Origin of the sequence: Nocardioides sp. Arc9.136, assembly GCF_030506255.1 — a bacterium.
Classification (GTDB): Bacteria; Actinomycetota; Actinomycetes; order Propionibacteriales; family Nocardioidaceae; genus Nocardioides.
Map to the genome: position 1 here is coordinate 83532 of NZ_CP113431.1, position 25692 is coordinate 109223.

Below are 25692 nucleotides of genomic sequence, written 5' to 3' on the forward strand. Positions count from 1 at the left end.
AGGAGCGGTTACGGTCCTGCGGGTGAGTTTCGTCCCCGTCACCGGCCCGGCCACGTTCCGGCCCGCCGAGCCGCCGCGGGACGGCGTGGTCGACTTCGGCGACGACCGGCGCACCGTGAGCCTGCCGGTGCGCGCCGCACTGCCGGTGCTCACCAAGGCCCACGCCCGCGACGACCTCCACCCGAGCGTCGCGCTGCTCTCCGGAGCCGCCCTGCTCGGCCTGCGGCTGGTCGCCGCCGGGCGGATCGAGCCGGCCGACGGCGACGGGCCTCCCTCGTGGCGGATGGCGCCGCTCGACGGGTCCGACACCGACCGGGTGGAGATGCTCGCGCGCACCCGGGCGTACGACGGCGTGGACGCCACGGCGGCGGAGGAGCTGGTGCGCCAGGTGCTCGACGCGGTCGCCGACGCCGTGCCGCGGACGGCCCCCCGGCCGCAGCGCCCGGACCGGCAGCCCGGGGCCGGCGGTCCGACGCGCCCCGCGGCGGGCCGGCCGGCGCAGCGCGACTTCGCGGCCAGGCTCCAGGCGCGGATCGACCGGAACCGCACCGCGGCGGGCCCGGTCGGCGACCTGCCCCAGCTCGTCACCGTCTCGCTGCGGGTGGAGGCCGACGAGGAGGAGCTCGTCGCCGGCGCCGTCCGGCTCGTCCTCCAGGTCCACGACGAGCAGGACCCGCTCCACGTCTGCGACGCCGCGTTGCTGTGGACCGGGACGGGCGCGGATCCCGGCCACGGCTTCGGGGACCGGGCGCGGACGCACGCGACGATCGCGCTGCGGGCGGCCGCGGAGGCGTGGCCCGTGCTCGACCGGCTGCTCGAGCTGCGGGTGCCCGACCAGATCACCCTCGACACCGACGAGATCGTCAGCCTGCTCGAGGAGGGCGTGGGCGCCCTGCGCGAGCGCGGCGTCGACGTGCTCTGGCCGCGCAGCCTGGGGCGCGACCTCACCACCACGACCGTGCTCGACGCGGCGTCCGCGACCTCGTCCCGGAGCGGGACGGGTACCCGCGAGGAGCCGCTGAACAAGCCGCTGCTCGGGACCGAGGACCTCTTCGCCTTCCGCTGGCAGGTCGCGCTGCACGGCGAGCCCCTGACCGACGAGGAGATGGACCAGCTGGCGCAGGCGGCCTCGCCGGTCCTCAAACTGCGGGGCAGCTGGACGGTGGTCGACCCCGCCGTCGCCCGCAGGGCCCGCAAGCGGCTGGTCCGCACCGCCACCCCGGCGCAGGCCGTCGCCGCGGCGCTGACCGGGACGGTCCAGGTCCCCGCCCCCGGCGGGGCGCAGAGCGAGGAGCAGGTGGTCGTCGGCGCGAGCCTGCTGCGGGTGCGCGAGCGGCTGACGACGGCCGCCACCCGCGAGCCCGTCGAGGTCCCGGCAGCGCTGCGCGCGGAGCTGCGCGACTACCAGCGCCACGGCCTCACCTGGCTGGCCGAGCTGACCTCGCTCGGCCTCGGCGCCTGCCTGGCCGACGACATGGGGCTGGGCAAGACGATCACCCTCATCGCGCTGCACCTGCACCGCCGCGAGCAGGGCGCGACCGGCCCGACGCTGGTGGTGTGCCCCACCAGCCTGCTCGGCAACTGGGAGGCGGAGGTCGCGCGCTTCGCCCCGGGCACGCCGGTGCGCCGCTTCCACGGGTCCAGCCGCGACCTCGGCGGGCTCGGCGAGGGCCTGGCCGGCATGGACGACGGGTTCGTCCTGACGACGTACGGCACCGCCCGCCGCGACGCCGCCGTGCTCGCCGACGTCGGGTGGGACCTGGTGGTCGCCGACGAGGCGCAGCACGTGAAGAACGCCCAGTCCGCCACCGCCCGCGCACTGCGGACCATCCCGTCGCGGGCCCGGGTCGCCCTGACCGGCACACCGGTCGAGAACGACCTGACCGAGCTGTGGTCCGTGCTCGACTGGGCGACTCCCGGGCTGCTGGGCAGCCGGGCGGCGTTCCGCAAGGTCTGGGCGGCGCCGATCGAGTCGGGGCAGGAGCCCACGAAGGCGCGGCGGTTCGCCGACCTGATCGACCCGTTCCTGCTGCGGCGCCGCAAGTCCGACCCGGGGATCGCGCCGGAGCTGCCGGCCAAGACCGAGACCGACCACCCGCTGCGGCTCACCCGCGAGCAGGTCGTGCTCTACGAGGCGTTCGTCCGCGACACGATGGAGCGGATCGAGCGGGCGGACCCCGAGGCCCGCCGCGGGCTGGTGCTGGCGCTGCTGACCGGGCTCAAGCAGATCTGCAACCATCCCGCCCAGTTCCTCAAGCAGTCCGGCGCCGTGCGCCTCGCGGGCCGCTCGCAGAAGCTCGACCTGCTCGAGGAGCTGCTCGAGACCGTGGTCGCCGAGGGCGGGGCGGCGCTGGTGTTCACCCAGTACGTCGCCATGGCGCGCCTGGTCGAGGCCCACCTGACCCGTCTCGGGATCGGCCACCAGCTCCTCCACGGCGGCACCCCCGTGCGCGAGCGCGAGGCGATGGTGGCCCGCTTCCAGGCGGGTGCCCAGGACACCGGCCATCCCGACCCGGTGCCGGTCTTCCTGCTGTCGCTGAAGGCCGGCGGCACGGGGCTCAACCTCACCCGCGCCGACCACGTCATCCACCTCGACCGCTGGTGGAACCCCGCGGTGGAGGAGCAGGCGACCGACCGCGCCTACCGGATCGGGCAGACCAAGCCGGTCCAGGTGCACCGGATGATCACCCGCGGCACCATCGAGGAGCGGGTCGCCGAGCTGCTCACCCGCAAGCGTGCGCTGGCCGACTCGGTGCTCGCCCGCGGGGAGGCCGCGCTGACCGAGCTGTCCGACGCCGACCTGCGCGACCTGGTCACCCTGCGGCCGGAGGCGTGAGGTGACCGCGCCCGGGCGAGGCGTCGTCCATCCCCGCGTCCCGGCGCGGCGGGGCGGCGCCCGGGCCGGCACGTGGTGGGCCCGGGCGTGGCTGCGCGCCGCCGAGGAGGCGGCGTACGACGAGGCGGACCTGGTCGCCGCCCGCCGGCTCGCGCGCTCGGGCCGGATCGGCGGGATCATCGTCGACGTCGGCACCTTCGTCGCGGCGGTCGAGGACGACGGCGGACTGTGGACGACCTCCGGCACGGTGCCCGTGCTCGACGAGCCCGCGCGGCAGGCGTTCGTCGAGACGGTGGCCGCCGAGGCCGGCCGGGTCGCCGCGCTGCTGGCCGGGGACCTCCCGCACACCCTGGTCGAGCACGCGGAGGACGCCGGCGTCGAGCTGCTGCCGTACGGCGGGGAGCTGGGCGCGACCTGCACGTGCACGTCGTGGACCGACCCGTGCGTGCACGCCCTGGCCGTCCTGCACCAGCTCGCCTGGCTGCTCGAGGGCGACCCGTTCGTGCTCCTGCACCTGCGCGGGCTGCCGCGCGACGAGCTGCTCGCGCGCCTGCACGCCCGCTCGGGCCCGGCGGCTCCGGAGGAGGACCCGGCCGAGGTCGACGCGGACACGGCGTACGACGCCGCCCTCCGCGCCGCCCGGGCGCTGGACCTGCTGGCCGACGGGCGGCCGGTGGACCACCTGTTCTGAGCCGACCGGCGAGGCGCGGGGAGGTGCGGTGCGGCTCAGAAGCCGTAGGACCCGCAGACCCGGTCCCGCACGGCCCGCCAGCTCGACTCGTCGACCGGGCTGCCGGGCTCGATGTCGTGGTAGGCCTGCAGGGGCTCCATCCGGGCGGCGGTCGCCTCGTCGTACCGCCCGGTCACCCGCTCCTCGGGGAACCGGGTCGGGTCGAGGTCGACCAGCATGCCCTGCAGGGCACGCACCCAGATGCCCAGCTCGGGGTCCAGGGGCCCGCCGAGGGTCAGCTGCGGCATGCCGGTCGTCGGCAGCACGCACACGCACCGGACCAGGTCGTCGGTGCCGGGGGTGAGCACGGTGACGCCGTCGCCCTTGTGGTCCAGCGTCATCCGGGCCGCGCACGGCTCGGCGAGGTCGTCGTAGGGGCCGAGGTACGCCGCCCAGGTCGGCGTCGGCCGCTCCTCGTCGAGGGACCACTCGGTGTCGCAGGAGTCGTCGACCCTCAGGTACCGGACGTCGGTGCCGTGGTCGGCCACGGCACCGCGCAGCGCCGTCGGCGTGTCCCCGACCGCCACGACGAGGAGCGCCTCGCCGGTGCACGCCTGGTCGACCTGGGGCACCCCGAGGTGGAGCGGGTCACGGGCCGCGCTCGCGCCGGTCCCGCCGGTCCCGGCGTCCCCGTCGTCGCCGCCGAGGGGGTCGAGGAGGGCGGTCGCCGCACCGCCGCCGGCCCCGAGGACCGCGGCGAGCAGGAGGGCGACGAGCCGGCCACGCACGCGCCGAGCCTAGGCCCCGCTGGGCCGACCGACCGGTGCCCGCACGCCGAGCGCGGCGAGCGCCATGCCGGCCAGCAGCTCGTGCATCGGCTCGTCGGGCAGGAGGCCGCTGTGCGGGGTGGAGTTCAGCAGCCCGAACGTCGCGTGCGCCATCGCCCGCGCCCGCTCGGTCCCCAGCCCCTCGTGCACGCCGCGCAGCTGGTCGGCCCACAGGTCGACGTACGCCCGCTGGAGCGCACGCACCCGCTCCCGCGCGTCGGCCGGCAGCGACTCCCAGTCGCGGTCCTGGACGACGATCAGCGCCCGCCGGCCGAGCGCGAACGACACGTGCCAGTCCACCAGCCCCACCAGCGCCGCCTCCGGGTCGCCCGCCTCGGCGACCCGCTGGCGCCCCACGACCAGCAGCTCCTCGCTGATCGACACCAGCATCTCGGCGAGCATCGCGTCCTTGGACGGGAAGTGCTTGTAGAGCGCCGGCCCGGAGATCCCGCACGCCGCCCCGAGGTCGGCCACCGACACCCCGTGGAACCCGCGTGCCGCGAACAGCTCGGCCGCGGTCGCCAGGATCTGCGCGCGACGGCTCACGGTCGGCAAGGCTAGCGGGGGCCGGCCCTGGCCCGGCGGGGGAAAGGCAGGGAAGCGTCAACATCCCAAGTTCACTTGGGATCCTCACGCTCCGCGGCCGTTGCAACCGCAGGGAACCTTCAACATCCCAGGTTCACTTGGGATGTTGACGCTCCGCGGCCTTCTCAACCACCGACCCCCCGAGCCTCAGTCGACGAGGAACCCCCGCAACCGCTCGTGGTAGCCGGGCGGCTCGAGGAGGAAGGAGTCGTGGCCCCAGGGCGAGGCCAGCTCGGCGAGGTCGACGTCGACCCCGCAGGCGGCGAGCTCGCGGGCGAGCCGCTGGGACTGGCCGGTGTCGAAGCGCCAGTCGCTGTCGAAGGAGGTGACCTGGAAGCGCGTGCGGGTGGCGCGCAGCCGGTCGGCGGTCCAGGGGTCGGCGAAGGGGTCGAAGTAGTCGAGCAGCCGGGTCAGGTAGAGGTAGGACAGCGCGTCGAAGCGGTCGAGGAACGTCTCGCCCTGGTGCTGGAGGTAGTGCTCGACCTCGAAGTCCGGCCCCATCCGCCAGTCGTCGCCGGTGCTGGTGCGCCGGTGGCCGAACTTGGTCTCGAGCGAGGCGGCCGACACGTAGGTGATGTGGGCCATCATCCGGGCGACCTTCTGGCCAAGGCGCGGCTGGACGCCCTTCTCGGCGTACCGCCCGTCGTGGAAGTCGGGGTCGCTCATGATCGCCTCGCGGGCGACGGAGGAGAAGGCGATGTTCTCCGGGGTCAGCCGGGAGGAGGCCGCCACGACGACCGCCTGGTCGATCTCGTCGGGGGCGTCGACCACCCACTGCAGGACCTGCATCCCGCCCAGCGATCCACCGACGGCGGCGTGCAGCCGCGACACCCCCAGTGAGCGCAGCAGCCGCCGGTGCACGGCCACCAGGTCGCTCATGTGCAGCATCGGGAACCCCAGGCCGTACGCCGCGCCCGTGGCCGGGTCCGTCGACAGCGGCCCGGTGGTGCCCGAGCAGCCCCCGAGCAGGTTCGCCGACACGACGAAGAACCGGTCGGTGTCGACCGGCCGACCAGGACCGATCAGGTTGTCCCACCACCCGCGCTTCTTGGCGCCCAGGTGCAGCCCGGCGGCGTGCGCGTCCCCGGTGAGGGCGTGGCAGACGAACACCGCGTTGTCGCGGTCCGGCGAGAGCGCGCCGTAGGTCTCGTAGGCGACCTCGACGTGGTCGAGCCGCCCGCCGCCGCGCAGGCGCAGTGGGTCGTCCTCGGAGGCGAGGACGACCCGCTGGGTCTCGACGTAGCCGATCGGTCCGGTCACGGAGCGGTGCTGCCCGGCGCTACTTGGTGGCCGACAGCGCCTGCTCGAGGTCGGCGATGATGTCGTCGACGTGCTCGATGCCGATCGAGAGGCGGACCATGTCCTCGGGCACGCCGGCGGCGACGAGCTCCTCGGGCGTCAGCTGGGAGTGGGTGGTCGTGGCGTTGTGGATCGCCAGCGACTTGGCGTCGCCGATGTTGGCGAGGTGGCTGAACAGCTCCAGCGACTCGATGAAGGTCCGCCCGCCCTCGCGGCCGGCCTTGAGACCGAAGCTGACCAGGCCGCCGTACCCCTTGCCGGTGAAGGTGCGGTCCGCGACGGCCTTGTAGGCGCTGGACTCCAGGCCCGGGTAGCTCACCCAGGAGACCGCCTCGTGGCCCTCGAGGTACCGCGCTACCGCCAGCGCGTTCTCGCTGTGCCGCTCCATGCGCAGGTGCAGCGTCTCCAGCCCCTGCAGGAACAGCCAGGAGTTCATCGGGGTGATCGCCGCGCCGGTGTTGCGCAGCAGCACCGTGCGGGCGCGGATGATGTACGCCGCCGGGCCGGCGGCCTCGGTCCACACCGCGCCGTGGTAGGCCGGGTCGGGCTGGGTGAGGCCGGGGAACCGCTCGGAGTGCGCGGCCCAGTCGAACTTCCCGGAGTCGACGATCACGCCGCCGATCGACGTGCCGTGGCCGCCGATGTACTTCGTCGCGGCGTGCACGACGACGTCGGCGCCCTGCTCGATCGCCCGGACGAGGTACGGCGAGGGCGTGGTGTTGTCGATGACCAGCGGCAGGCCCTGGGCGTGGGCGGCCTCGGCCCAGGCGGGGATGTCGATGACGTTGATCCGCGGGTTGCCGATCGTCTCGCCGAAGACCATCTTGGTCTTCTCGTCGACGTGCTTCGCGAGGTCCTCGGGCTTCTCGGGGTCGACGAAGCGGACCTCGATCCCGAACTGCGGGAGGGTGTGGGCGAAGAGCGCGTAGGTGCCGCCGTACAGCGTGGAGAGCGCGACGATGTTGTCGCCGGCGTAGGTCAGGTTGAGCACGGCGTACGTCGTGGCGGCCGAGCCGCTCGCGGTCGCCAGGGCGCCCACCCCGCCCTCGAGCTGGTTGACGCGGTCCTCGAAGACCGACTGCGTCGGGTTCATGATGCGCGTGTAGATGTTGCCCGGCTCGGCCAGGGCGAACAGGTTCGCGGCGTGCTCGGTGTCGTTGAAGACGTAGGACGTGGTCTGGTAGATCGGCACCGCCCGCGCGTTGGTCGCGGGGTCGGCCTGCTCCTGGCCGGCGTGGACGGCGAGGGTCTCGGGGCTGTGCGGCACGTGTTCCTCCTGGGTGGGTCGGGCGCGCCAGCGTATTGTCGAGCCATTCGGTGGACAATGGGCGTCCGCCGAGCGGACGCACCCGGTCGCTCGACGTTACCGGTTAACGATCGCTAACCTGCCCGGGTGACCCAGGACCTGAGATCGCTCGTCGAGGACCTGCGCGAGCGCCTCGCGACCGCCCGGCTCGGCGGCTCGGAGGCGGCGCGTGCCAAGCACACCGCCCGCGGCAAGCTGCTCGTCCGCGACCGCGTCGACCGGCTCCTCGACCCGGGCAGCGCGTTCCTCGAGCTCAGCCCGCTCGCCGCGACGGGGATGTACGGCGCGCCGGGGGAGACGTCCGTGCCCTCGGCCGGCGTGGTGACCGGCATCGGCCGGATCAGCGGACGCGAGTGCGTGGTGGTCGCCAACGACGCGACGGTCAAGGGCGGGACGTACTACCCGGTGACCGTCAAGAAGCACCTGCGCGCCCAGCAGGTCGCGGCCGACAACCACCTGCCGTGCGTCTACCTCGTCGACTCCGGCGGCGCGTTCCTGCCGCTCCAGGACGAGGTCTTCCCCGACCGCGAGCACTTCGGGCGGATCTTCTTCAACCAGGCCAACCTGTCCGCGCGCGGCATCCCGCAGGTCGCCTCGGTGATGGGCTCGTGCACGGCCGGCGGCGCCTACGTCCCGGCGATGTCGGACGAGACCGTCATCGTCAAGGAGCAGGGCACGATCTTCCTCGGCGGCCCGCCGCTGGTGAAGGCCGCGACCGGCGAGGTCGTCACCGCCGAGGAGCTCGGCGGCGGCGACGTCCACGCCCGCACCTCCGGCGTGGTCGACCACCTCGCCGAGGACGACGCCCACGCGCTCGCGATCGTCCGGTCGATCGTCTCCACCTTCGAGCGGCCGCCGCACCGGGTCGGCGGAGCGGCGCCGTGGGAGGTGCACGAGGTCGAGGAGCCGGCCGAGGACCCCGAGGGCCTCTACGACGTGGTGCCCGCCGACACCCGCACGCCGTACGACGTGCGCGAGGTCATCCGCCGGGTGGTCGACGGCAGCCGGTTCCACGAGTTCAAGAAGCTCTACGGCGAGACGCTGGTGACCGGCTTCGCGCGGGTCTGGGGCCACCCGGTCGGGATCGTCGCGAACAACGGAATCCTCTTCGGGGAGTCCGCCCTCAAGGGCGCGCACTTCATCGAGCTGTGCAACCAGCGCGGCATCCCGCTGGTGTTCTTGCAGAACATCTCCGGGTTCATGGTCGGCCGGGAGTACGAGAACAAGGGCATCGCCCGCGACGGCGCCAAGCTGGTCACCGCGGTCGCCTGCTCGGTGGTCCCGAAGCTCACCGTCGTCATCGGCGGCTCGTTCGGCGCTGGCAACTACGGCATGTGCGGGCGGGCCTACGACCCGCGGTTCCTGTGGATGTGGCCCAACGCGCGGATCTCGGTGATGGGCGGCGAGCAGGCCGCGTCGGTGCTCGCCACCGTCGCGGGCCGCCCGGACGACGAGGACCTCAAGGCCCCGATCCGCGAGCAGTACGAGACCCAGGGCTCGCCGTACTACGCCACGGCCCGGCTCTGGGACGACGGCGTCATCGACCCCGTCGACACCCGCCGCGTGCTCGGCATGGGCCTCGCGGCCGCCGCCCACGCCCCGATCCCGGCGCCCTCCTACGGCGTCTTCCGCATGTGATGGGAACGAACATGACCGGCTCCACCAGCGGCCGCATCCGCACCCTCCTCGTGGCCAACCGCGGCGAGATCGCGCTGCGGGTCTTCCGGACCGCGGCCCGCCTCGGCATCCGCACCGTCGCGGTCCACACCGACCTCGACGCCGCCGCGCCGCACGTCCGCGCGGCCGACGAGGCGGTCCGGGTGGGCAGCTACCTCGACGTCGACGAGGTCGTCGCGGCGGCGGTGTCGGTGGGTGCCGACGCGGTCCACCCCGGCTACGGGTTCCTGTCCGAGCGCTCGGCGTTCGCGAGCGCGCTCGAGGCCGCCGGGGTCGTCCTGGTGGGCCCGAGCGCCGCGGTGATGGAGCAGATGGGCCGCAAGGACATCGCCCGCGAGGTCGCGGTCGCGGCGGGCGTGCCCGTCGTGCCGTCGTACGCCCTCGACGCGGACCCCGGCACCCTGGGCTACCCGGTGCTGGTCAAGGCGGCCGCCGGCGGCGGCGGCAAGGGCATGCGGGTGGTCCGCTCGGCGGCCGAGCTGCCCGAGGCCCGGGCTGCCGCCGCCCGCGAGGCCGCGAGCGCGTTCGGCGACGACACGCTGCTGGTGGAGCGGTACGTCGAGCGCGGCCGCCACATCGAGGTGCAGGTCCTCGGTGACACCCACGGCACCGTGCTGGCCTTCGGCGAGCGCGACTGCTCGACCCAGCGCCGGCACCAGAAGGTGCTCGAGGAGGCGCCCGCTCCCACGCTCGACGAGGCCACGCGGACCGAGGTCGCCCGGGCCGCGGTCGCGCTCGCCGCCCAGGTCGGCTACGTCGGCGCCGGCACCGTCGAGCTGCTGCTCGACGCCGACACCGGGGAGTTCTGGTTCCTGGAGATGAACACCCGCCTCCAGGTCGAGCACCCCGTCACCGAGCTGGTCCACGACGTCGACCTCGTCGAGCTGCAGCTGCTCGTCGCCGACGGCGGCCGGCTCGAGGGGCTCGGCCCCTTCCCGGCGCGCGGGCACGCCATCGAGGCCCGGGTGTACGCCGAGGACGCCTTCGGCGGGTTCCTGCCCCAGGCCGGCCGGGCCGAGCTGGTCCGCTGGCCCACCGGACCCGGCGTCCGGGTCGACCACGCGCTGGAGAGCGGGCAGGTCGTGTCCACGGCGTACGACCCGATGCTGGGCAAGGTCGTCGCGCACGGCCCCGACCGGGAGTCCGCGCGCCGCGCGCTCCTGCGCGCCCTGGACGAGACCGCGGTGACCGGGCTGACCACCAACACCGGCTTCCTCCGCGCGCTCGTCGCGGGCGAGGAGTTCCGCGACGCCACCATCGACACCGCGTGGCTGGACCGCCACGAGCTCGCCGCTCCCGCGCCGGACGAGGCCCGGCTGTTCGCGGCGTGGACCGCGGCGCACCTGCTCACCCCGGCCGCGACCGGCGAGCCCCACCCCTTCCAGGCCGACGGCTGGCGGCTGGCCGGCCCGCCGGCACCCGTCCTGGTCGAGCTGGACCGCCCGGTCCCGGTGACCGACGGCCGCGTCGGCGCCGCCGGGACCGTCGACGGCGTGCCGTTCGCCGCGGTCAGCGCGGAGCGGCACGTGGTCGTCGCCCAGGTCGAGGGCCGCCGTCGTCGCGCCGTCGTCGACGCCCGCGCCCACACCGTCGAGGTGGTCCTCGACGGGCAGCGCCACGTGTTCACCCGCCCCGACGTGCTCGCCGACACCGGGCCCGACGCCGGCGACGGCACGGTGCCCGCGCCGATGCCCGGCACGGTCCTCGACGTGCGGGTCGCCGAGGGGCAGCAGGTCGCGGCCGGCGAGGTGCTCGGGGTGATGGAGGCGATGAAGATGGAGTTCGCGCTCAAGGCGCCGTACGACGGCACCGTGACGGCCGTGGAGGCGGTCGCCGGGCGACAGGTGCCGCTCGGGGCGCGCTTGTTCGAGGTGACGGGTACCGACCTGTCATGACCCTCCCCACCCACGTCACGGTCTACGAGGTCGGTCCCCGCGACGGCCTGCAGAACGAGGCCGGCCAGGTCCCGACCGAGGTCAAGGCGGAGTTCGTCGAGCGGCTGCTCGCCGCCGGCCTGCCCGTCGTCGAGGCCACCAGCTTCGTCCACCCCCGGTGGGTGCCCCAGCTCGCCGACGCCGCGGACCTGCTCACCGTGCTGGGCGAGCGGATCGGCGACCGCGCCCGCGACCTGCCGGTGCTGGTGCCGAACGACCGCGGCCTGGACCGCGCCCTGGAGCTGGGCTGCCGGCACGTCGCCGTCTTCGGCTCCGCGACCGAGACCTTCGCCCAGCGCAACCTCAACCGGTCCTTCGACGAGCAGTTCGCGATGTTCGAGCCGACCGTGCGCCGCGCACGCGACGCCGGCGTCGAGGTCCGTGCCTACCTCAGCATGTGCTTCGGCGACCCGTGGGAGGGCGCGGTGCCGGTCGAGCAGGTCGTCGCCGCTGGCCGGCGGCTCGTCGACCTCGGCGCGAGCACGCTCAGCCTCGGGGACACCATCGGCGTGGGCACCGCCGGGCAGGTCGGCACCCTGGTCGAGGCGTTCGCGGCCGCCGGCCTCGGCCCCGAGCGGCTCGCCCTGCACTTCCACGACACCTACGGCCAGGCGCTCGCCAACACCTACGCCGCGCTGCAGGCGGGGATCACCACCTTCGACGCCAGCGCCGGCGGCCTCGGCGGCTGCCCCTACGCGGGGAGCGCCACCGGCAACCTCGCCACCGAGGACCTGCTGTGGATGCTGCGCGGGCTCGGCATCGAGACCGGCGTCGACCTCGACGCCGTCGTGGCCACCAGTGCCTGGATGGCGCGGCAGCTGGGACGGCCCAGCCCGTCGGCCGTCGTCCGTGCCCTGGCAGGATCGGGGTCGTGAGCACCCGCCGCGTCTACCTCCACGTCGGGGCACCCAAGACCGGCACGACGTACGTCCAGGACCGGCTGACCCGCAACGCGCGGCTGCTCGCCCGGCACGGCGTGCACGTGCCGACCGGGTCGCCGCTCGTGACACCGGCCCTGTTCCACTTCCGCGCCGCCCTCGACCTCCTGGGCCAGGACTGGGGTGGTCCGCCGGGCCACGCGGCCGGCGCCTGGAACGCCCTGGCCCGCAAGGCGCGGCGCAGGACCGGGACCGTGGTCATCAGCCACGAGATCCTCGCGCCCGCCACGCCCGCCCAGGTCGCCCGCGCCAAGCGCGACCTCGCCGGCGAGGGGGCAGAGCTGCACGTCGTCTACAGCGCGCGCGACCTCGCCCGCCAGGTCCCCGCCGCCTGGCAGGAGAGCATCAAGCAGGGCCGCAAGTGGACCTACCGGCGCTTCCTGGCCCGGACCCGCGAGGGCAGGCCGTGGTTCTCCCACGCCTTCGACCTCCCCGCCGTGCTCGCGACCTGGGGCGCCGGCCTCCCGCCCGAGCAGGTCCACCTGGTCACGGTCCCGCCGCGCCGCGTGGCCGAGCAGCGCGGCGACGAGCTGTGGCGGCGCTTCTGCGCGGCCCTCGACATCGACCCCGCCTGGGCGCCGCAGGACAGCGACCGCACCAACCAGTCGCTCGGCATCGTGGAGACCCAGGTCGTGCGCCGGCTCAACCGGCGGATGGACCGGGCCACCCGCCGCGAGGCGTCGTACGACGAGCTGATCCGGGAGATGCTCGCGCAGGGAGAGCTCGTGGGCCGCGAGTCGGCCCCCGTGCGGCTGCCCCCGGACATGTACCCCTGGGCCGAGGAGCAGGCGCAGCGCTGGATCGACTGGGTCGGGGCCTCCGGCATCCACGTCGTGGGCGACCTGGAGGAGCTCCGGCCGGGGCCGCCGCCCGACGAGCAGACCTGGCGCGACCCCGACCGGGTCCCCCCGAAGCAGCAGCTCGGCGTCACCCTCGACGCCCTCGCCGCGATGACCCGCGAGGCCGCCCGCCGGCAGGACCCCGAGCGGGCGATCCTGGCCAAGGCGCGGGCGCACGCCCAGCGGCTCCGGCAGCAGTGACCCCACCGGCACCGGCCACCGGCTCGCGGCCCCCCGCGGCCGGGGAACGGCGCGCGTGGGGCTGGCTGGCCCACCTCCGCGCCGGCGGCACCACCCCCTGGGACGGCTGGGCGGGTGAGGCCGACGCCTCGGCCACCCACGGCCGGCTCCTCCCGGGCGCCCAGCAGCTCGAGCTGCTCCGCCGCGTCAACGCCGCCGGGCGGCCCTCGGCCGGGCTCGTCGGCCGTGTGCTCGCCGCCAGCGCGCCGGGCCGCGGACGGCCGGACCTGGAGCTGGCCGGCGCCGTGGAGCCCGGTCGGTTCGGGCCCCGCCCCGTCGACCCCGCCGCCCTGCCCGCCGACGAGCTCGTGCGCGTCGCGACCTCGGTGCTCGCCGACGAGCTGGTGGCCGCCGACCTCCCGCCGGTGCCACCCGGGGCCACGCGGCCCTGGCGCCGGCGCTTCCGGCTCGTCGGCGACCCGTGGCTGGCCGACGCCGCCCGCCGACAGGCACGGGAGCAGGGCCGCGAACCCGGCGGCCGCGGGTCGGTCGTGCTGGTGCTCGCGGACGACCTCGCCACGATGCTCGGCCACGCCTGGTGCCACCGGGTGACCGGCGAGGGCGCACCGTCGTGGCCGGACTGGCTGGACGACGCCGTGCGCCGCGACCGGGTCCCCCCGCGGGTCGACGTGCTCCAGGCGCTGCGCCGGTGGGAGTCCCGCGTCGGCCGCGACCGGGTGCGGCTCGTCCTCGACCCCGCGGCCCTGCCGCGGCTGACCGGCACCCGCGGCCCGCTGTCGGGTCCGCCGGTGCTGCCGGCCGACGGCGCCGAGCTCGCCCGGCGCACGGCGCCCGTGCTGGGCCTGCTCGTGCCGCCGGAGCGACGCACCCGGGTGCTGCGGGAGGTGCTGGTCCCGCGGCTGGCCGCGGCCGGGGGGCCGCCCCTCGTCGTGCCCGCGGAGCACGACCGGTGGGTCCGCACCCGCGCGGTGCGGCTGCGCGACGCCGCCCGGTCGGCTGGCTACCCTGTCGTCGGCGACCCGGACGGGCTGCTGCCCGGGCACCCCGACGGCGTGCCCGAGCCCTCGGAGGAGGGCGTGCTCGCCCTCGCCGTGCGCCTGCTGCTGGCGGCGGACGCGGGCGCAGGTGCGGGCACGGACGCCGGCACGGGCACGGAGGACGACAGGGGGAGCGAGGACCGATGAGCGCCAAAGTTCTCCTCCACGTCGGCACGCCCAAGACCGGAACGTCCTACCTCCAGGACGTGCTGTTCCGGAACCAGCGGCTCCTCGCCGGGCACGGCATCCTCTACCCCGCCGACCGGTTCGACGCCCACTTCCTCGCCGCGCTGGACCTGATGCGGCTGCCCTGGGGCGGCCTGGAGACCGAGGCCGTCGGTGCCTGGGACCGGCTCGCCGAGCGGGTGCGCCGGCACAGCGGCACGTCGGTCGTCAGCCACGAGATCCTGGCCACCGCGTCGCGCTCCCAGGTCGGCCGCGCGCTGGAGTCGCTCGGCCACGGGTCCGGCACCGAGGTGCACCTCGTGCTCTCCGTGCGCGACCTCGTGCGCCAGATCCCCGCGGAGTGGCAGGAGAACGTCAAGCACCGCAGCACGATCAGCTACGCGGCGTTCCTCGAGCAGGTCCGCGACCCCGCGCGGGAGAGCCGGATCGCCACCTGGTTCTGGGGCGTCCAGGAGATCCCCGACATCCTCGCCCGCTGGGGCCACGACCTGCCGCCCGAGCGGGTCCACCTGGTGACCGTGCCGCCCCCGGGTGGGCCGCCGGAGCTGCTCTGGCAGCGCTTCAGCCACGCCTTCGGCCTCGACGACGTCGACCTCGACCTGCACGCCGAGCGGGCCAACCCCTCCCTGGGCGTCCCCGAGACCGCCCTGCTGCGGCGGGTCAACCGCGCGGTCAACGAGGTGGTCGAGCCGGCGCACTACCGTCCGCTCGTCCGCGAACTGCTCGCCCACCAGACGCTGTCGCGGCGCACCCGCTCCCCGCGCCTGGCCCTGCCGCCCGACGTCCACCCGTGGGCCCGGCAGCTCGCCGCGGACTGGGCCGAGGAGGTCGCCCGGCGCGGGTACGACGTCGTCGGCGACCTCGCCGACCTGGCCGGGCCGCCCCCGCTCCCGCGGTGGTCGGACCCCGACCACCCGGCGGAGCGCCAGGTGGCCGGCGCGGCCGTCGACGCGATCAAGGCGCTGCTGCTGGACAACGTCGCGCTCCGCGAGGAGCAGGACCGCCTGCGTGGCGAGCTCGACGAGACGCGCCGGGCGCTGGACCGGTCCTACCTGCGCCCCTCCTACCGACTGCGCGAGAAGGTCGTGCGCCGCCTCCAGGGCGGCCGGGGCGGCCGCGCCGCCCTCGCGGTCTACCGCCGGGTGCGGGGCAGGAGCTCGCGGTCGGCGTAGCGGCCCACCCGCCAGGTGGCGTACCCGTCGGCGCCCATGCCGACGATGCCGCCGACCACCGGAACGCGGCGACCGATCGTCGTGGCGATCCGCTTGCCCGCCACCTTGGTGATCAGCTCCGTGGCCACCTCCGCGGAGACGATCGCGTCGAGGTCGGGGTCGTGGGTCGGGGCCGTCGCCAGCGCCATCGGCGGGGCGGGGAGCTTGTTCTTCTTGACCAGCTCGTCGACCTTGTCCTCGCCGAGCAGGGTCACCAGGACCGCGTTGCGCACCCGCGGGTCGGCCAGCTCGTAGCCGCGCAGGTGCGCGATCCCGGCGATCATCCGGCACTGGATGAGCGCCTGGCCGGTGATGTTCGCCGGGATGGTCACCGCCGCGGTCACCAGGCCGCCGACGTTCGTGGTGAAGCCGCTGGCGCCGGCGTAGCGCACGTGGTTCTCGATCACCTCGTGCACCGCGCGGTCGACGTCGCCCTTCTGCTCGGCGAGCTGCTTCTCCGCCGCGGCCGCGGCCGGGGGCAGGGGGCCGACGCCGGCGATCGCGCGGTGCAGGGCCTCCCGGACGAAGGACGTGGTCAGCCCGGGGGCCAGCTGGGCCAACCGGGGGGCGAGCTGCCGGCCGACGTGTCCGGTGACGCTGCGCTTGACGCTCATGCCGACATCGTAGGGAGCCCTCGCTAACGTCGGTCCGTGCCCGATCCCGTGGTCCCCGTCGAGCCGCCGCCGTCGGCGTGGGCCTTCGGCGACCCCGCCGGCTACGACCCGCTCGACGACCTCGTCGCCGTCGGCGCCGACCTCGCGCCCGGCACGCTGCTCGCGGCGTACCGGCAGGGGCTGTTCCCGATGCCGTCCGGGACGCCGGGCGACCCGATGTACTGGTTCTGCCCGGTGCGCCGTGGGGTCCTCCCACTCGACGGGCTCACGGTCTCCCGCTCGCTGCGGCGGTCCTGCCGCGACTTCGACGTCCGCGTGGACACCGCCTTCGCGGCGGTCGTCGACGCCTGCGGCGACCCGCGCCGTCCGCAGGGCTGGATCGACGAGGACATCCGCGCGGCGTACCTCCGCCTCCACGAGCTGGGCTGGGCGCACTCGGTGGAGGCCTGGCGCGACGGCGAGCTGGTCGGCGGGCTGTACGGCGTCGCGGTCGGCGGGCTGTTCGCGGGGGAGTCGATGTTCCACACGGCGCGCGACGCCTCCAAGGTCGCCCTGGTCGGGCTGGTCGAGCGGCTGCGCGACGAGCACGCCGCCGACCGCCTGCTCGACGTCCAGTGGTCCACCCCGCACCTCGCCTCGCTCGGCGTCGTCGAGGTGCCGCGCGCGACGTACCTCGACCGGCTGCGCCGCGCGGTGCGGCTCCCCCTGCCTCCCGGGCTGGTGCCGACCCCGGTGCCGACCCCGAAGGCCGCCGAGGACTGATCCGTGCCAGGCTGGGCAGAGTGAGCCAGCGGCGCCCCGCTCGTCCTGCCACCCGCAGGGCACGCGCCGCACCAGCCACCCAACCGTGAGGAACTCATGCTGAACCTGCGCCGTGCCGTCGCCACCTCGTCCCTCCTGCTGCTCGCCCCCCTCGCCGCCGCGTGCGGTGGGGACGACGAGGCCAGCTCCGCGCCGGACGACGCGTCGACCGAGGACTTCTGCACCGCCTACAGCAGCATCTTCGAGTCGCTCGTCGCCGCCCCGACCGACGGGTCGGAGAGCGAGCAGGAGCAGGCCGCCGTCGACGCGCTCAAGGAGTGGAGCGCGAAGATGAAGGACGTCGGCACGCCCAGCGACCTGCCCGACGACGCCCGCCAGGGCTTCGAGCTCGTCCTCGAGCAGGCCCAGGACATCGAGGACGTCGAGGACCTCTCCGAGCTCGAGGACTCCGGTGACTACTCCGACTCCGAGCAGGAGCAGATGAAGGCGCTCAACACCTGGATGACCGAGAACTGCGCCGACCAGATGCCGGGCATGGGTGCGCCGTCCGCCGAGGCCCCCTCCCCCGAGGGGCTGCCCACCGAGGACACCACTCCCTGATCCACCGCACCGGGGTCGTGCCCGGTCGGACCCAGGTCAGACCACGCGGGGCTGCTGGCCGTTCTCGCTGACCATCGGTCGGCCGGCAGCCTCCCAGTCGAGCATCCCGCCGTCGAGGTTCACGACGTCGTACCCCTGCTGGGCGAGGTAGCCGACCGCCTGCGCGGAGCGGCCGCCGACCTTGCACACCACCAGCGTCTGCCCGACCGGCAGGTCGCCGAGGCGCTGCGGCAGGTCCATGAGCGGGACGTGCACGGCGCCCTCGATGTGCCCGTGCTCCCACTCCACCGGCTCCCGCACGTCGAGGACCACCAGGCCCTCGGGGAGGGGGTCGGGCACGCCGTCGAGGGTCACGGTGGGGATCTGGTTCATGGCACCAGTTAACCCGGCCTACTTGAGCAGCTTCGACATCCGCCGGTCGGCCAGCGGCTTGCCGCCGGTCTGGCAGGTCGGGCAGTACTGCAGGCTGGAGTCGGCGAAGGAGACCTCGCGGACGGTGTCGCCGCACACCGGGCACGGCTGTCCGGTGCGGCCGTGGACGGCGAGGTTCGACTTCTTCTCGCCCTTGAGCTCGCTGGCCGCCAGCCCGCGCGAGCGGTCGACCGCGGCGCCGACGGTGGCGCGCAGCGCGTCGAAGAGGCTCTGCAGCTCCTCGCCCTCGATCGAGCTCGCCGGCTTGTACGGCGACATCCGGGCCGCGTGCAGGACCTCGTCGGAGTAGGCGTTGCCGATGCCGGCGATCGTTCCCTGGTGGCGCAGCACGCCCTTGATCTGCTTGCGGCCCTCGCGCTGCAGGATCTCGCCGAGCCGCTCGACGGTGAAGTCGTCGACGAGCGGGTCGGGGCCCAGCGTGGCGATGCCGGGGACGTCCATCGGGTCCCGCACGACGTACATCGCCAGGCTCTTGCGGGTGCCCGCCTCGGTGACGTCGAGCCCGGACGCGTCGTCGAGGACGATGCGCACGGCCAGGGTGGACTTCGTGCTCGGCTTGGGCGGGATCGTCGGCACCTCGTCGCGCCAGCGCACCCAGCCCGCGCGGGCGAGGTGCAGCACGAGGTGGGTCCCGGAGCAGTCCAGGTCCAGGAACTTGCCGTGCCGGGTGACGTCGTCGACGAGCGTCCCCTCGAGGGCGCTGAGCGGCGGGTCGAAGGTCTTCAGCGCGCTGAACGCCGCGACGTGGACCTTGACGATCGCGCGTCCGTCGAGCCGGCCCAACAGGTCGAGGGCCAGCGCTTCCACCTCGGGCAGCTCGGGCACGTCGTCGAGTCTAGGAGGACGGGGAGCAGATCAGGCGTCGTAGCGCTCGCGGTGCTCCGCGCGCAGCCGCTGGTACGTCGCGTCGGCGGCGGCCGCGTCCCAGGCCGCCTTGAACACCTGGGCGGCGTCGGCCTTCTCCTGGGCCTTCCCGCCCTCCTGCCGGTTGGCGTAGCGGCGGGCCCGCGTGTAGCCCATCTGGAGGTACTTCCGGGCCATGTCGGCGCCGACGAAGTCGCCCGCGGCGAGGTAGGCCCCGAAGCGCTCGGCGATCGCCGCGCTGGAGCGCTCGGCCTTCTCCACCGTGGCGAACTCCCACAGGGGCAGGAGCTCGGACTTGTACGGCTCGACGTGGAAGACGCCCTGCTCGCCGCGACCCACGGCGTACAGCTCGGGGTGCTCGCGCAGGTCGAGGTCCGCGTAGTCGAGGGAGTAGTCGAAGCGGCGCACGACGTGCCGGTACCCGGTGACAACCGGCTGCGACGGGTGCACCATGGGCGGATGACCGCTGCGCGACCGCTCCCGGTCTCGGGCTCGATCCACCTCGACGCCCGGGGGGACGACCGCGCGCTCCGGGTCTCCTGGCACCACGAGTCGGGGCTCGTCGTGCTCTCGCTGTGGCGGGAGAACCTCTGTGCGGGGTCCTTCCGGCTCTCCGTCGAGGACGTGCCCACCCTGATCGAGGCGCTGCGCACCGGGCTCGACGAGCAGTACGACATCGCGCTGGGCCGCCGGATGGGCGGCGACACCGACGCCACCGGCACGCTGCCGTCCGTCGCCGGCTAGCGGCTCGCGTCCGCCGATAGGGCCGTCGCGACACGTCTAGGAGGAACCCTAGACGGGCGCATATCGGCGATACGGTCGTCGGATGGACCCGATCCGCAACCCGTACGCCCCCGGCGCCGGGCAGCGACCGCCGGAGCTGGCGGGCCGCGACCTGGAGCTGGAGCAGTTCGAGATCACCCTGGAGCGGGTCGCCGCGGGCCGGCCGGAGCGCAGCATGGTGCTCTCCGGCCTGCGCGGGGTCGGCAAGACCGTGCTGCTCAACGCGCTGCGCAGCCAGGCGGTGAAGCGGGCCTGGGGCACGGGCAAGATCGAGGCCCGTCCCGACCGCAGCATCCGGACGCCGGTCGCCCAGGCCGTCCACGCCGCCGTGCGCGAGGTGGCCCACCGCCACCGCGACCCCGACCGGGTCGACGAGGTCGCCGGGGTGCTCAAGGCCTACGCCCTGCGCACGACGCTGGCCGACCGCAAGGGCCACGCCTGGACCCCGCCGCTCGACGTGCCCGCCACCAAGGGGCGCGCCGACTCCGGGGACCTCGAGCTGGACCTGCTCGAGCTGTTCACCGACGTCGCGGGCCTCGCCGGCGACCTCGGCGTGGGGATCGCCCTGTTCGTCGACGAGATGCAGGACATCGACCCCGCCGAGCTGACCGCCCTGTGCGGGGCGTGCCACGAGATCAGCCAGCTGGGCGCACCGCTCGTCGTCGTCGGCGCGGGCCTGCCGCACCTGCCGGTCGCGCTGGCCGCCTCGAAGTCCTACGCCGAGCGGCTCTTCCGCTACGTCTCGGTCGACCGCCTCCCGCGGGAGATGGCCGACCGCGCCTGGCGGGTGCCGGCGGCCGAGGAGGGCGTCGACTTCGAGGCCGGGGCGCTCGACGAGCTCTACCGCCTCACCGACGGCTACCCCTACTTCGTCCAGGCCTACGGCAAGGTCGTCTGGGACGCCGCGGTCGGCTCCCCGGTCACCCTGGACGACGTCGCCGAGGCGGCCCCCCTCGCGGAGGCGGAGCTGGCGATCGGCTTCTTCGGGGCGCGCTACGAGCGCGCGACGCCCGCCGAGCGCGACTACATGACCGCCATGGCCGACCTGGGCGCGGAGGCCGACGACGGCCCGGTCGCCACCGCCGAGGTGGCCCGGCACCTGGGGCGCAAGCCGCAGTCGCTCTCGCCCGCCCGCGACGGGCTGATCAAGAAGGGGCTGGTGTACTCCGGCGAGCGCGGCTCGGTGGCGTTCACGGTCCCGCACTTCGGGAAGTTCCTCCGGGCCCGGTGACCCTCCCCGACCGACCCGCCGATTGACCCCGTCCACCGACCGGTCGAAGATCCCTCCTGTGGACAAGGTTGTGGGAAGCGCTGCCGAGGCGGTGGCCGACGTCGCGAGCGGCTCGCGGATCGCGGTGGGCGGGTTCGGGTTGTGCGGGATCCCCTCGGTGCTGATCGAGGCGCTGCTCGAGGCGGGGGTCGACGAGCTCGAGGCGGTGTCGAACAACGCCGGGGTCGACGGCTGGGGCCTGGGCCGGCTGCTCGCGGCCGGCCGGCTGCGCCGGATGGTCGCCTCCTACGTCGGGGAGAACAAGGAGTTCGCGCGGCAGTACCTCGCCGGCGAGCTCGAGGTCGAGCTGACCCCGCAGGGCACGCTCGCCGAGCGGATGCGGGCCGGCGGGTCGGGGATCCCGGCGTTCTACACCGCCACCGGGGTCGGCACGCAGGTCGCCGAGGGGGGTCTGCCGTGGCGCTACGACGCCGAGGGGAACGTCGTGGTCGCGTCCCCGCCGAAGCCGACCCAGGTCTTCGAGACCGCCGACGGACCGCGGGAGTTCGTGCTCGAGCACGCGATCGTGGCCGACGTCGGCCTGGTCCGGGCCTGGAGGGGCGACCGGCACGGGAACCTCGTCTACAAGGACTCCGCCCGCAACTTCAACCCGCTCGCCGCGATGTGCGGGCGGGTCACCATCGCCGAGGTCGAGGAGCTGGTCGAGCCCGGCGAGATCGACCCCAACCACGTGCACACCCCCGGGGTGTTCGTGCAGCGGGTCGTCGCGCTGACCCCCGAGCAGGCGGCCGACAAGCGCATCGAGAAGAGGATGGTCCGCTGATGGCCTGGAGCCGCGAGGAGATGGCCGCGCGCGCGGCCTCGGAGCTGACCGACGGGTCCTACGTCAACCTCGGCATCGGGCTGCCCACGCTCGTGCCCAGCTTCGTCGCCGACGACGTCGAGCTGGTGCTGCAGTCGGAGAACGGCATCCTCGGCGTGGGCGCCTACCCGCTGGCGGGCGAGGAGGACCCCGACCTGGTCAACGCCGGCAAGGAGACCGTGACGGTCCGGCGGGGCGCGAGCTTCTTCGACTCCGCGACGTCCTTCGGGATGATCCGCGGCGGCAAGGTCGACGCCGCGATCCTCGGCGCGATGCAGGTCAGCGCCGCCGGGGACATCGCGAACTGGATGATCCCCGGGAAGATGGTCAAGGGCATGGGCGGCGCGATGGACCTCGTCCACGGCGCGAAGAAGGTCGTGGTCCTGATGGAGCACGTCGCCCGCGACGGGTCCTACAAGATCGTCGAGGAGTGCTCCCTGCCCTACACCGGCCGCGGGGTGGTGCAGCGGATCATCACCGACCTCGCCGTCATCGACGTCGTGGCGCCCGCCGAGGGCGGTGGCCTCCGGCTGGTCGAGCTCGCGCCCGGCGTCACCGAGGACGAGGTGCGCGAGAAGACCGAGCCGGCACTGCGCAGCTGAACGGCACTCGCGGCTGACCCGGCCCGGCGAGCGCCCCCCGCGCCGGTCGTGCGCGACGATGGGACGGTGCAGTCCGACGGTGCCGGCCAGGCGGCCACGCCCCCCACGCCCGCGACCCGGCCGCAGGTCGTCGCCCACCGGGGGGCCAGCGCGGACAACGCCGAGCACACCCTCGGCGCGTACGTCGCGGCGCTGGCCGCCGGCGCAGAGGCGCTCGAGTGCGACGTGCGGCTGACCGCCGACGGCCACCTGGTCTGCGTCCACGACCGCAAGCTGCGCCGGACCGCGAGCCGGCGCGGCGTCGTCTCCACGATGGAGCTGGCCGAGCTCGCCGAGCTCGACTTCGCGACCTGGAAGAACCTCTGGTCCGACCTCGACGACGAGGCGCCGGAGCGCGACGAGGAGCACGACCGGGTGCTCACCCTGCGCCGGCTGTGCGAGGTGGCCGCGGACCACGACCGGCGCGTGGAGCTGGCGATCGAGACCAAGCACCCCACGCGCTACAGCGGCCTGGTCGAGCGCCGGGTCGTGGAGACGCTGCGGCACTTCGGCTGGGACCGGGCCGGGAGCCCGGCGCGGGTGATGAGCTTCAGCTTCACCGCGCTGCAGCGGGTCGAGCGGCTCGCGCCGGGGGTGCCGCTGGTGATGCTGCTCGAGCGCGCGCAGTACTGGCCGGCCCTGCGCCGGATGATCGGCCCCGACTGGCTCGTCGGGCCCGGGGTCGAGGAGCTGGCCGAGCACCCCTCGCTCGGCCCGCGGATCACCCGCGCCGGGCACGGCATGCACGTGTGGACCGTCAACACCCGCGAGCAGCTCGACCTGTGCCTCGAGCTCGGCGTCCGCGCGGTCATCACCGACCGCCCGGCGTACGTCCTCGAGCAGCTCGGCGCCTAGTCTTCGCCCATGGCGAAGAAGTCCCGCACCAAGTCCCGCCCGGACGCGCGCACCTCCGCGCCCCTCGCCGAGGGCGAGGTCGGCCCCCGCCAGCCCTGCCCGTGCGGCTCGGGCAAGCGGTACAAGGCCTGCCACGGCGCCCCCGGCGGGGCGGCTGCCCCCTTCGTCGCGCGGCCGTTCGAGGGCCTGCCCTCGGAGTGCGACATCGTCGCGATGCGCGAGCTGGTGCCGGCCGCGACCGCGCCGCTGACCCTGAAGGACGACCCGGACCGCACCGTCGTGCTCGCCAGCCTGCTGCCGATGGCGGCCCCGGCGATGGCCCGGGAGAGCGGTCAGACCTGGCTGGGCCTGCAGGTCCAGCACTCCTTCGGCGACCCCTCCCGCGACCTCGCGGCCGCCCTGCAGCAGGCGCTGGTCGCCGAGCCGGGCATCGTCGGCCTCACCGAGCCGCCCGCGGCCGGGCCCCGCCTGCAGGACCTGGTCACCGGCGACCGGCTGGAGGTCACCGTGCACGAGGGCTTCGAGTACTGGATCGCCGACCTCGAGGACACCAGCGGCATGGAGGCCGCGCTCGAGCAGGCCAACGGTGCCGCCAGCCCCACCGCCCGCCTGACCAGCGTCGAGGCGGCGTACTGGACCAACGTCGGCACCAAGGAGCACCTGCGCTGGGTGATGCCCGAGCCGGAGGACGACCTGCTCACCGCGCTGGCGCGGCTGCACGTCGCGGGCCGCGACGTGCTGGTGCCGGACTCGCGGTTCGTGGGCATGTTCCGCGCCCACGGCCTGCTCGCACCCGTGTGGGACCTGCCGCTGGGCACCGGCGCGGAGGTGCTCGAGGAGCCGGCCGACCGGTTCCGCCAGGAGCTGGCCGAGGCGCTCGCCGACACCTCCGACCTCACCTCCGAGCAGCGCTCGGCCCGCCAGGGCCTCGCCACCCGGCAGGTGACCATCCGCTGAGCGCCGACGCCGGCGCCGGGACCTAGCGTCGCCGCAGCACCCAGGGCTGCAGCCGCGAGTAGCCCTTGACCGAGGTGCGGCGCACCCGGCGGAAGCGGTACGGCGCGTCGCCGGCGTCCTCGTCGTCCCCGTCCTGGTCGTCGCGGTCGGCGTCCTGGTCGTCGCGGTCGGCGTCGTCGGCCGGCGGTCGGCCCGACAGCGCGTCGTGGGCCCCGCGGTCGACGAGCACCGTCCCGGGCCGGGCGAGGGAGGTCAGCCGTGCGGCGATGTTGACGGTGGGGCCGAAGACGTCGCCGAGCCGGCTGACCACCGCGCCGTACGCCAGTCCGGCACGCACCTCGGGGAACGGGTCGTCGGGGTCGGCTCCGCGCTCGACCATCCGCAGGGCGATCGCGGCGGCCGCGAGCGGGTCGTCGGCGACCAGCAGCACCTCGTCGCCGATGTTCTTGATGACCCGGCCGCCGTGCTCGACGGCGATGTCGGTGCAGACCGACTCGAAGCCCTCCAGCCAGCCGACCAGTCCGGCCTCGTCGAGCCCCTTGCTGCGCGAGGTGTAGCCGACGATGTCGACGAAGACGACCGCCAGCGACGTGGCCGGCGAGCCGGGGGAGTCCACGGCGAGCAGTCGCCCCGCGGCGCTGACCAGGTGGCGTCGCCAGACGTAGGACTGGAGCGCCTCGACCCGGGGGAGCACCTCCTCGGCCAGCTCGGCGACCCGCGCGACCGGGTCGCCGACGCCCTCCTCGAGCGCGACGTCGGCCAGCAGCGTCGTCTGCCACTCCGCGAGCCGGGCGAAGCTGCGCCCCCAGGTGCGCACCAGCGCCGCCTGCCGGTCCTCCGTGAGCACGCCGAGCTCGACCAGCTCGACGGCCTGCCGCAGGGAGTCGACGTCCAGGCGGGTGAACGCCACGTCGTCGTGGTCGGCCTGGGGGAACCCCAGCCACCGCCACAGCTCCTCGGCGACGGCCTCCTCCACGCCGGACTGCTCGATCACCTCGTCGCGGGTGAACCGCGGCTCCTCCTGGAGCAGGAAGCGCTCGACCGCCTCGACGGCGCCGGTGAGGTCGAGCCGCTCCCCGTCGTCAGCCACGGGCGGCGACCGCGGTCAGCGGGACTCGACGACGGCGTTCAGCGCCTCGCGGAAGGAGGGCATCTCCTCCGACAGCCGCTCGACGGCCTCGGCGGTGAGGTGGATCAGGTCCAGCGGGGTCAGCGCGACGATCGAGGCGGTGCGCAGCGAGTGCCCGACGATCGCCTTCTCGCCCATGATGTCGCCCGGGCCGAGCTGCGCGATCTCCTCCTTGCCCCGGCGCACCGAGACGCGGCCCTCGAGGAGGATGTAGGCCTTGTCGGCCGGGGTCCGCTCCGAGATCGGCGACCAGCCCTCGGGCAGGTGGACCCGGGTGCCGGCGGCACTGATCCGGGCGACCTCCTGCGGGGTGAAGTTCTCGAAGAACGAGACGCTCATGTGCGTTCCTTACTCACCGCGAACGGTGCGACGGCGGGTCCCCTCCCGCGGTCGATCCTCGCAGACCGGCCCCGGGG

26 protein-coding genes are annotated in these 25692 nt (G+C 74.8%); 16 read left to right on the forward strand and 10 right to left on the reverse strand.

Annotated elements, in window-relative coordinates; all coding sequences use genetic code 11:
* Nucleotides 1–22 precede the first annotated feature (22 nt).
* Nucleotides 23–2836: a DEAD/DEAH box helicase gene (locus OSR43_RS00390; RefSeq protein ID WP_302268936.1), complete on the forward strand. Its 2814-nt coding sequence runs from the start codon at nt 23–25 to the stop codon at nt 2834–2836.
* Between the two features lies 1 nt (nt 2837).
* A complete protein-coding gene (locus OSR43_RS00395; protein WP_302268937.1) occupies nt 2838–3527 on the forward strand; it encodes an SWIM zinc finger family protein in 690 nt (229 codons plus the stop codon).
* A gap of 35 nt (nt 3528–3562) precedes the next feature.
* Here OSR43_RS00395 and OSR43_RS00400 read toward each other — a convergent pair whose 3' ends face one another.
* The 4 genes from OSR43_RS00400 to OSR43_RS00415 all read right to left on the reverse strand — a co-directional run bounded on the left by OSR43_RS00400 (nt 3563) and on the right by OSR43_RS00415 (nt 7484).
* Nucleotides 3563–4294 carry a hypothetical protein gene (locus tag OSR43_RS00400; RefSeq protein WP_302268938.1) on the reverse strand — a complete coding sequence of 244 codons (732 nt, stop codon included), beginning with the start codon at nt 4292–4294 and terminating at the stop codon, nt 3563–3565.
* 9 nt (nt 4295–4303) lie between these two features.
* Nucleotides 4304–4879, reverse strand: a complete 576-nt coding sequence (locus OSR43_RS00405) for a TetR/AcrR family transcriptional regulator (protein ID WP_302268939.1) — start codon at nt 4877–4879, stop codon at nt 4304–4306.
* Nucleotides 4880–5065: 186 nt separating this feature from the next.
* A complete protein-coding gene (locus OSR43_RS00410) occupies nt 5066–6178 on the reverse strand; it encodes a homoserine O-acetyltransferase (RefSeq protein ID WP_302268940.1) in 1113 nt (370 codons plus the stop codon).
* Nucleotides 6179–6197: 19 nt separating this feature from the next.
* Complete coding sequence (locus tag OSR43_RS00415) at nt 6198–7484, reverse strand: O-acetylhomoserine aminocarboxypropyltransferase/cysteine synthase family protein (protein ID WP_302268941.1); 1287 nt, start codon at nt 7482–7484, stop codon at nt 6198–6200.
* A gap of 126 nt (nt 7485–7610) precedes the next feature.
* Between OSR43_RS00415 and OSR43_RS00420 the strand changes: the two genes are divergently transcribed.
* The 6 genes from OSR43_RS00420 to OSR43_RS00445 are packed head-to-tail and all read left to right on the forward strand — an operon-like array spanning nt 7611 to nt 15507.
* Nucleotides 7611–9161, forward strand: a complete 1551-nt coding sequence (locus tag OSR43_RS00420; protein WP_302268942.1) for a carboxyl transferase domain-containing protein — start codon at nt 7611–7613, stop codon at nt 9159–9161.
* An 11-nt stretch (nt 9162–9172) separates the two neighbouring features.
* The gene (locus tag OSR43_RS00425) at nt 9173–11095 is read left to right on the forward strand and encodes a biotin carboxylase N-terminal domain-containing protein (protein ID WP_302268943.1); all 1923 of its coding nucleotides are present in this window, start codon (nt 9173–9175) and stop codon (nt 11093–11095) included.
* Entirely contained in the window at nt 11092–12009 is a 918-nt protein-coding gene (locus tag OSR43_RS00430) for a hydroxymethylglutaryl-CoA lyase (protein ID WP_302268944.1), read from the forward strand. The genes OSR43_RS00425 and OSR43_RS00430 overlap by 4 nt, the downstream gene beginning before the upstream one ends.
* A complete protein-coding gene (locus OSR43_RS00435; protein WP_302268945.1) occupies nt 12006–13112 on the forward strand; it encodes a hypothetical protein in 1107 nt (368 codons plus the stop codon). The genes OSR43_RS00430 and OSR43_RS00435 overlap by 4 nt, the downstream gene beginning before the upstream one ends.
* Nucleotides 13109–14296 (forward strand): hypothetical protein, encoded by a 1188-nt coding sequence (locus OSR43_RS00440; protein WP_302268946.1) that lies wholly within the window; start codon nt 13109–13111, stop codon nt 14294–14296. The genes OSR43_RS00435 and OSR43_RS00440 overlap by 4 nt, the downstream gene beginning before the upstream one ends.
* Nucleotides 14293–15507, forward strand: coding sequence for a hypothetical protein (locus OSR43_RS00445; RefSeq protein WP_302268947.1), 1215 nt, complete (start codon nt 14293–14295; stop codon nt 15505–15507). Before OSR43_RS00440 ends, OSR43_RS00445 begins: the two co-directional genes overlap by 4 nt.
* Here OSR43_RS00445 and OSR43_RS00450 read toward each other — a convergent pair.
* Nucleotides 15468–16160: an EcsC family protein gene (locus OSR43_RS00450; RefSeq protein ID WP_302268948.1), complete on the reverse strand. Its 693-nt coding sequence runs from the start codon at nt 16158–16160 to the stop codon at nt 15468–15470. The two genes, OSR43_RS00445 and OSR43_RS00450, sit on opposite strands and share 40 nt — an antisense overlap.
* 36 nt (nt 16161–16196) lie before the next feature.
* Between OSR43_RS00450 and aat the strand changes: the two genes are divergently transcribed.
* Nucleotides 16197–16922, forward strand: coding sequence for a leucyl/phenylalanyl-tRNA--protein transferase (aat, locus tag OSR43_RS00455; protein WP_302268949.1), 726 nt, complete (start codon nt 16197–16199; stop codon nt 16920–16922).
* 96 nt (nt 16923–17018) lie between these two features.
* A complete protein-coding gene (locus OSR43_RS00460; RefSeq protein WP_302268950.1) occupies nt 17019–17522 on the forward strand; it encodes a hypothetical protein in 504 nt (167 codons plus the stop codon).
* A gap of 36 nt (nt 17523–17558) precedes the next feature.
* On the opposite strand, the gene OSR43_RS00465 is transcribed toward OSR43_RS00460, so the two are convergent.
* The 3 genes from OSR43_RS00465 to OSR43_RS00475 are packed head-to-tail and all read right to left on the reverse strand — an operon-like array spanning nt 17559 to nt 19226.
* On the reverse strand, nt 17559–17894 hold the full coding sequence (locus OSR43_RS00465; RefSeq protein ID WP_302268951.1) for a rhodanese-like domain-containing protein: 336 nt from the start codon (nt 17892–17894) through the stop codon (nt 17559–17561).
* Nucleotides 17895–17912: 18 nt separating this feature from the next.
* Complete coding sequence (locus OSR43_RS00470; RefSeq protein WP_302268952.1) at nt 17913–18779, reverse strand: Fpg/Nei family DNA glycosylase; 867 nt, start codon at nt 18777–18779, stop codon at nt 17913–17915.
* Nucleotides 18780–18809: 30 nt separating this feature from the next.
* Nucleotides 18810–19226, reverse strand: coding sequence for a DUF4385 family protein (locus tag OSR43_RS00475; RefSeq protein ID WP_302268953.1), 417 nt, complete (start codon nt 19224–19226; stop codon nt 18810–18812).
* Nucleotides 19227–19277: 51 nt separating this feature from the next.
* Here OSR43_RS00475 and OSR43_RS00480 point away from each other — a divergent pair, with 51 nt between their 5' ends.
* From OSR43_RS00480 to OSR43_RS00505, 6 genes are all read left to right on the forward strand, one after another.
* On the forward strand, nt 19278–19562 hold the full coding sequence (locus OSR43_RS00480; RefSeq protein WP_302268954.1) for a hypothetical protein: 285 nt from the start codon (nt 19278–19280) through the stop codon (nt 19560–19562).
* 82 nt (nt 19563–19644) lie between these two features.
* Nucleotides 19645–20832 carry an ATP-binding protein gene (locus OSR43_RS00485; protein WP_302268955.1) on the forward strand — a complete coding sequence of 396 codons (1188 nt, stop codon included), beginning with the start codon at nt 19645–19647 and terminating at the stop codon, nt 20830–20832.
* A 58-nt stretch (nt 20833–20890) separates the two neighbouring features.
* Nucleotides 20891–21655: a CoA transferase subunit A gene (locus OSR43_RS00490; RefSeq protein ID WP_302268956.1), complete on the forward strand. Its 765-nt coding sequence runs from the start codon at nt 20891–20893 to the stop codon at nt 21653–21655.
* Entirely contained in the window at nt 21655–22296 is a 642-nt protein-coding gene (locus tag OSR43_RS00495) for a 3-oxoacid CoA-transferase subunit B (RefSeq protein WP_302268957.1), read from the forward strand. The genes OSR43_RS00490 and OSR43_RS00495 overlap by 1 nt, the downstream gene beginning before the upstream one ends.
* 66 nt (nt 22297–22362) lie before the next feature.
* Nucleotides 22363–23190 carry a glycerophosphodiester phosphodiesterase family protein gene (locus OSR43_RS00500; protein ID WP_302268958.1) on the forward strand — a complete coding sequence of 276 codons (828 nt, stop codon included), beginning with the start codon at nt 22363–22365 and terminating at the stop codon, nt 23188–23190.
* A gap of 9 nt (nt 23191–23199) precedes the next feature.
* Nucleotides 23200–24147, forward strand: coding sequence for a DUF5926 family protein (locus OSR43_RS00505; protein WP_302268959.1), 948 nt, complete (start codon nt 23200–23202; stop codon nt 24145–24147).
* A 22-nt stretch (nt 24148–24169) separates the two neighbouring features.
* Here the strand turns inward: OSR43_RS00505 and OSR43_RS00510 are convergent, their stop codons facing one another.
* Entirely contained in the window at nt 24170–25237 is a 1068-nt protein-coding gene (locus OSR43_RS00510; RefSeq protein WP_302268960.1) for an adenylate/guanylate cyclase domain-containing protein, read from the reverse strand.
* A 15-nt stretch (nt 25238–25252) separates the two neighbouring features.
* Entirely contained in the window at nt 25253–25615 is a 363-nt protein-coding gene (locus OSR43_RS00515; protein ID WP_302268961.1) for a Crp/Fnr family transcriptional regulator, read from the reverse strand.
* Nucleotides 25616–25692: the final 77 nt, after the last annotated feature.